Annotated in this window: 5 protein-coding genes; 2 read left to right on the top strand and 3 right to left on the bottom strand. The window is 64.0% G+C overall.

Going from position 1 to position 4,754, the window contains the following annotated elements; all coding sequences use genetic code 11:
• Positions 1-248: glutathione S-transferase N-terminal domain-containing protein (locus RMO81_RS07350; protein WP_310475159.1), on the bottom strand; the 248-nt coding region annotated here is incomplete at its 3' end.
• Positions 249-346: 98 nt separating this feature from the next.
• Between RMO81_RS07350 and RMO81_RS07345 the strand changes: the two genes are divergently transcribed.
• Positions 347-928 carry a ferric reductase-like transmembrane domain-containing protein gene (locus tag RMO81_RS07345; protein ID WP_310475158.1) on the top strand — a complete coding sequence of 194 codons (582 nt, stop codon included), beginning with the start codon at positions 347-349 and terminating at the stop codon, positions 926-928.
• A 2-nt stretch (positions 929-930) separates the two neighbouring features.
• Positions 931-1,218, top strand: a complete 288-nt coding sequence (locus RMO81_RS07340; protein ID WP_310475157.1) for a PepSY domain-containing protein — start codon at positions 931-933, stop codon at positions 1,216-1,218.
• On the opposite strand, the gene RMO81_RS07335 is transcribed toward RMO81_RS07340, so the two are convergent.
• Positions 1,215-1,586, bottom strand: coding sequence for a hypothetical protein (locus tag RMO81_RS07335; RefSeq protein WP_310475156.1), 372 nt, complete (start codon positions 1,584-1,586; stop codon positions 1,215-1,217). The two genes, RMO81_RS07340 and RMO81_RS07335, sit on opposite strands and share 4 nt — an antisense overlap.
• Before the next feature lie 60 nt (positions 1,587-1,646).
• Positions 1,647-4,754, bottom strand: a 3,108-nt coding sequence (gltB, locus tag RMO81_RS07330) for a glutamate synthase large subunit (RefSeq protein WP_310475155.1), incomplete at its 5' end; no start/stop codon positions are given.

Genomic DNA, 4,754 nt, shown 5'->3' with positions numbered 1-4,754 from the left:
GTGCTGCCCAGCAGCGGCGTGCGCTCCAGCGTTTCCTCGATATGTTCAAGGATGGCGCTCGAATCGGCCAGCACCAGCGCATCGCGCTGCAGCACCGGCGTCTGCCCGGCCGGATTGAGCGCGGTGAAGCCGGCCCGTTTCTCCCACGGCCGTTCCTGCACCAGTTCGTGCGTGACACCCTTCACCGCCAGTGCGAAACGCACCTTGCGGCTGAACGGACACAGCGTGAAATGATAGAGACGCCACATTGCAACACTGCTCATAATCATCTTTGCCGGCTTGGGAAGGCCAGACCAATCCAACAGGCTTGTTGCAAATCATTCGCAACAACGCTAGCACTGCGCTGATGAACCGGCGTGCAGCCCTGTTGGCCCTGTGGGCGGTGCTGATGGCGCCGCTGGCCGGGCTGTGGTGGCAGGCGGGGCGCGCTGATGCCGATCTGGATGCATTGGTGGCCGATACCGGCAATTGGGCGATGGCCTGGCTGGCGGTGGCCGTGGTGATGACGCCGCTGGCCCAACTGTGGCGGCCGCTGGCGCGCCTGTTATGGCTGCGCCGCGCTGTCGGGCTGGCGGCGTTTGGTGCCAGCCTGGCGCACCTGTGGCTTTATGTGCTGGCCATGCGTGGTTTTTCAGAACCGGGCGGCGAATGGGCGCTGATTGCCGACGAGGCGCTGACGCCGGGCATCCTCACCGGCTGGATCGCGCTTGTCTTGATGCTGCTGCCCGCCTTGGCCAGCAATGATGCCGCAATGCGCCTGCTGCGCCGGGCTTGGAAGCCGGTGCAGCGGCTGGCGTGGCCGGCGGCAGCGGCGGCGCTGGGCCACATGGCCGTGGTGCATGATGCATTCAGCCTGGCCATGGCACTGGCCGGCCTTGTCGCCGGGCTCACCCTGGTTCGATTTTTTCCTGCAACCCGAAAGGTATGAAGATGCGCGTTATGTTGATTGTGGCAGCAACCCTGCTCGCCGCCCCGGCCTTTGCCACCGGCAAGATCAAATGCACCGTGGCAGCCGCCGATATGAAGCCGATCGAAGCGCTGAAGGCCGAACTCACCAAACAGGGCTGGACCGTGGCCAAGGCCAAGGTCGATGGCGGCTGCTATGAAGTCTATGGCGTGATGCCCGAAACCGGCCGTGTCGAAGCCTATTTCGATCCAGCGACGTTTGAGAAGCTCTATGTCGAACAGCGCGGCAAGGTGCTGTTCAAGAAGGGCTAAGCCTTTGCTGGCTTCGCCGGCCGGGGCTTTGGCTTGCTCTGGGGCTTGCTCTGAGCCTTGGCCGGCTTGGCCGCCTTGGCCTTCAGTGCGGCCACTTCGGCTTCGAGCTCGTTGATGCGCAGCGCCTGACGAACGACAATATCCTGCAGGGCGCTGGTATCCGGGCTCACGGGCGGCGGTTCTGCAGCCTTGGGGGGTTCTGGCGGGGTGGCGGCCCTGGGCGGTTCCGGCGTCACGATTTCGGCATCCACCACCGTATCGCGATCACGGAAAATGCCGCTCTCGCGCGCCTTGCGGATCAGCGGAGCCGCGGCCACCGCCATCTGCATCAGGCTGTCGATCAGCGGATCATTGTTCTTGGCCATCATCGGGTCCTTCAACTGTCTTATGAGAATATAGCAGCGAAGGACCCGGTTTCAAGGGATGGCCTATTCCGCCGCGATGCTGGCCGGGCTGTCGTTCAGCTTGTGTGTCAGCCGGCTGAGCATTTCCTTCGGGCAGACCTGCCAGATCGAAGCGCGGGTGCGGTCCCATTCGGCGAGCAGGCCGGTGGCCCATTTGGAGCCGGTTTCCGCCGCATGCTCGGTGATCAGCGCGTGAACGTGCGCTTCCCAGTGCGCCGATTCGAGCCGCTGCACGATCACGCCCTCGCGATTCACGCGCCGTTCGAACTGGCCGTCGCGATCCAGCACAAACGCCATCCCGCCCGACATGCCGGCGGCGAAATTGTCGCCCGTCGTGCCCAGGATCACGGCGGTGCCGCCGGTCATATATTCGCAGCCGTTGGCGCCGCAGCCTTCCACCACCACGGTCGCGCCCGAATTGCGCACGGCAAACCGCTCGCCCGCACGGCCAGCGGCAAATAATTTGCCCGCCGTCGCGCCATAAAGCACGGTGTTGCCGATGATGGCATTATCCTGGCTGGCCAGCGGGCTGGACGGGAAGGGCCGCACCACGATGGTCGCGCCGGAAAGCCCCTTGCCCACATAATCATTGGCTTCGCCGAACACTTCCAGCTTTACGCCCTGCACGGCAAACGCGCCCAGCGACTGGCCGGCGGAACCGCGCAGCCGGATATGGACATGGCCAGGCACCAGCGCCGTCATGCCAAAGCGGCGGGTGATTTCGCCTGAAAGCCGCGTGCCCACGGCGCGATGCGTGTTCCTGACCGTATAGGCCAGCTGCATCTTTTCCCCGCTTTCGAACAAATGGCCGGCGTCGCGGATCATGTCGGCATCCAGGCTGTCGGGCACCGGGTTGCGGCCCGTGCCCAGGCCCCAGCGCCGCATGTGATCGGGCGCATCAACCTTGGCAAGGATCGGGTTGAGATCAAGATCATCAAGATGCTCGGCACCGCGGCTCATCTGGCGCAGCAATTCGGTGCGGCCAATGACATCATCGAGGCTGCGGCAGCCAAGGCGGGCGAGGATTTCGCGCACTTCTTCCGCGATGAAGCTCATCAGGTTGATGACCTTTTCCGGGCTGCCGGCAAATTTGTCGCGCAAGCCATCGTCCTGCGTGCACACGCCCACCGGGCAGGTGTTCGAATGGCACTGGCGCACCATGATGCAGCCCATGGCGACCAGGCTCATGGTGCCGATGCCAAATTCTTCCGCGCCCAGAATCGCGGCGATCACCACATCGCGTCCGGTTTTCAGGCCGCCATCGGCGCGCAGCTTCACGCGGTGGCGCAGGCCATTGAGGGTGAGCACCTGGTTGACTTCGGACAGGCCCATTTCCCACGGCGTGCCGGCATATTTGATGCTGGTCTGCGGGGAAGCGCCGGTGCCGCCAACATTGCCGGAGATCAGGATGGCATCGGCGTGCGCCTTGGCCACGCCGGCCGCCACCGTGCCGATGCCGGCGCTGCTCACCAGCTTCACGCAGACGCGGGCGCGGGTGTTGATCTGCTTCAGATCATAGATCAGCTGGGCCAGATCCTCGATCGAATAGATATCGTGGTGCGGCGGCGGCGAAATCAGCGTCACGCCGGGCGTCGAGTGCCGCAGCTTGGCGATCAGCTCGGTCACCTTGAAGCCGGGCAATTGCCCGCCCTCGCCGGGCTTGGCGCCTTGGGCCACCTTGATCTCGATCTCTTCGCAGGCGTTCAGATATTCCGCCGTCACGCCAAAACGGCCCGAAGCGACCTGTTTGATCACGCTGTTGGCGTTGTCGCCGTTGGGATAGGGCTTGAAGCGGGCTGGATCCTCGCCGCCTTCGCCCGATACCGCCTTGGCACCGATGCGATTCATGGCGATGGCCAGCGTTTCGTGCGCTTCGGGTGACAATGCGCCCAGGCTCATGCCCGGCGTCACAAACCGTTTGCGGATTTCGGTGACCGATTCGACCGATTCAATCGGCACGGCCTTGGTTCCCGGCACGAAATCCAGCAGATCGCGCAGCGAAATCGGCGGCAGCGCCTGCACACCGCGGCTGAACTTCTGATAATCGCTGTAGCTGTCGCGGCTCACCGCCGTTTGCAGCAGGTGGATCAGATGCGCGCTCCACGCATGGGCTTCGCCATTGGCGCGCCAGCGATACAGGCCGCCCACCGGCAGCGCGATCACGTCTTCGTCCCAGGCCTTTTCGTGGCGCATCTGGGCATTGACGAACAGCGATTCAAAGCCCTCGCCCGAAATCTTGGCCGGCATGCCGGGGAAGAAATCATTGACCAGCGCCCGGCTCAAACCAACGGCTTCGAAGTTGTAGCCGCCGCGATAGGAGGAGATCACCGCGATCCCCATCTTGGCCATGATCTTGAGCAGGCCATCATCCACCGCCTTGCGATAACGGGCGATGCATTCATCCAGAACCAGCGCGCCGAACAGGCCGCGCGCGTGGCGATCGGCGATGGCTTCCTGCGCCAGATAGGCGTTGACGGTGGTGGCACCCACGCCAACCAGCACGGCAAAATAATGCGTGTCGAGCGCTTCGGCGGCGCGCACATTGATGCTGGCATAGGTGCGCAGGCCCTTGCGCACCAGATGCGTGTGCACGCCGGCTGTGGCCAGAATCATGGCGATGCCGGCGCGGGTGGCGGATTGATGCTCGTCGGTCAGGAACAATTGCGTCTTGCCCTGCCGCACCGCGGTTTCGGCTTCGGCGCGCACGCGGGCGATGGCAGCGCGCAGGGCATCGGGGCCGCCTTCGATGTCGAAACTGCAATCAATCTCGGCCACCTGCCGGCCGAAATGGCTTTTCAGCAGGCCCCAGTCGCGGTTGGACAGCACGGGGCTATCCATCACCATCACGCCGGCCTGGGTGGCTTCGTCGTCCAGAATGTTGGTCAGGTTGGAAAAGCGCGTCTTCAGGCTCATCACGCCGGTTTCGCGCAGGCTGTCGATCGGCGGATTGGTGACCTGGCTGAAATTCTGCCGGAAAAAATGCGACAGGTTGCGGGCGTTTTCGGAAATCACCGCCAGCGGCGCATCATCGCCCATCGAGCCAACGGCTTCCTTGGCATCCTCCACCATGGGGGCAAGGATCAGTTCCATGTCTTCCAGCGTCTGGCCGGCGGCGACCTGGCGGCGGCGCAG

Source organism: Sandarakinorhabdus sp. (assembly GCF_031422795.1).
GTDB lineage: Bacteria > Pseudomonadota > Alphaproteobacteria > Sphingomonadales > Sphingomonadaceae > Sandarakinorhabdus.
This window is presented reverse-complemented; position numbering and strand designations above follow the sequence as displayed.

Coding starts and splice junctions, on each gene's coding strand:
- RMO81_RS07335 (WP_310475156.1), bottom strand. CDS start 1,586: ATGATGGCCAAGAACAATGATCCGCTGATCGACAGCCTGATGCAGATG.
- RMO81_RS07345 (WP_310475158.1), top strand. CDS start 347: ATGAACCGGCGTGCAGCCCTGTTGGCCCTGTGGGCGGTGCTGATGGCG.
- RMO81_RS07340 (WP_310475157.1), top strand. CDS start 931: ATGCGCGTTATGTTGATTGTGGCAGCAACCCTGCTCGCCGCCCCGGCC.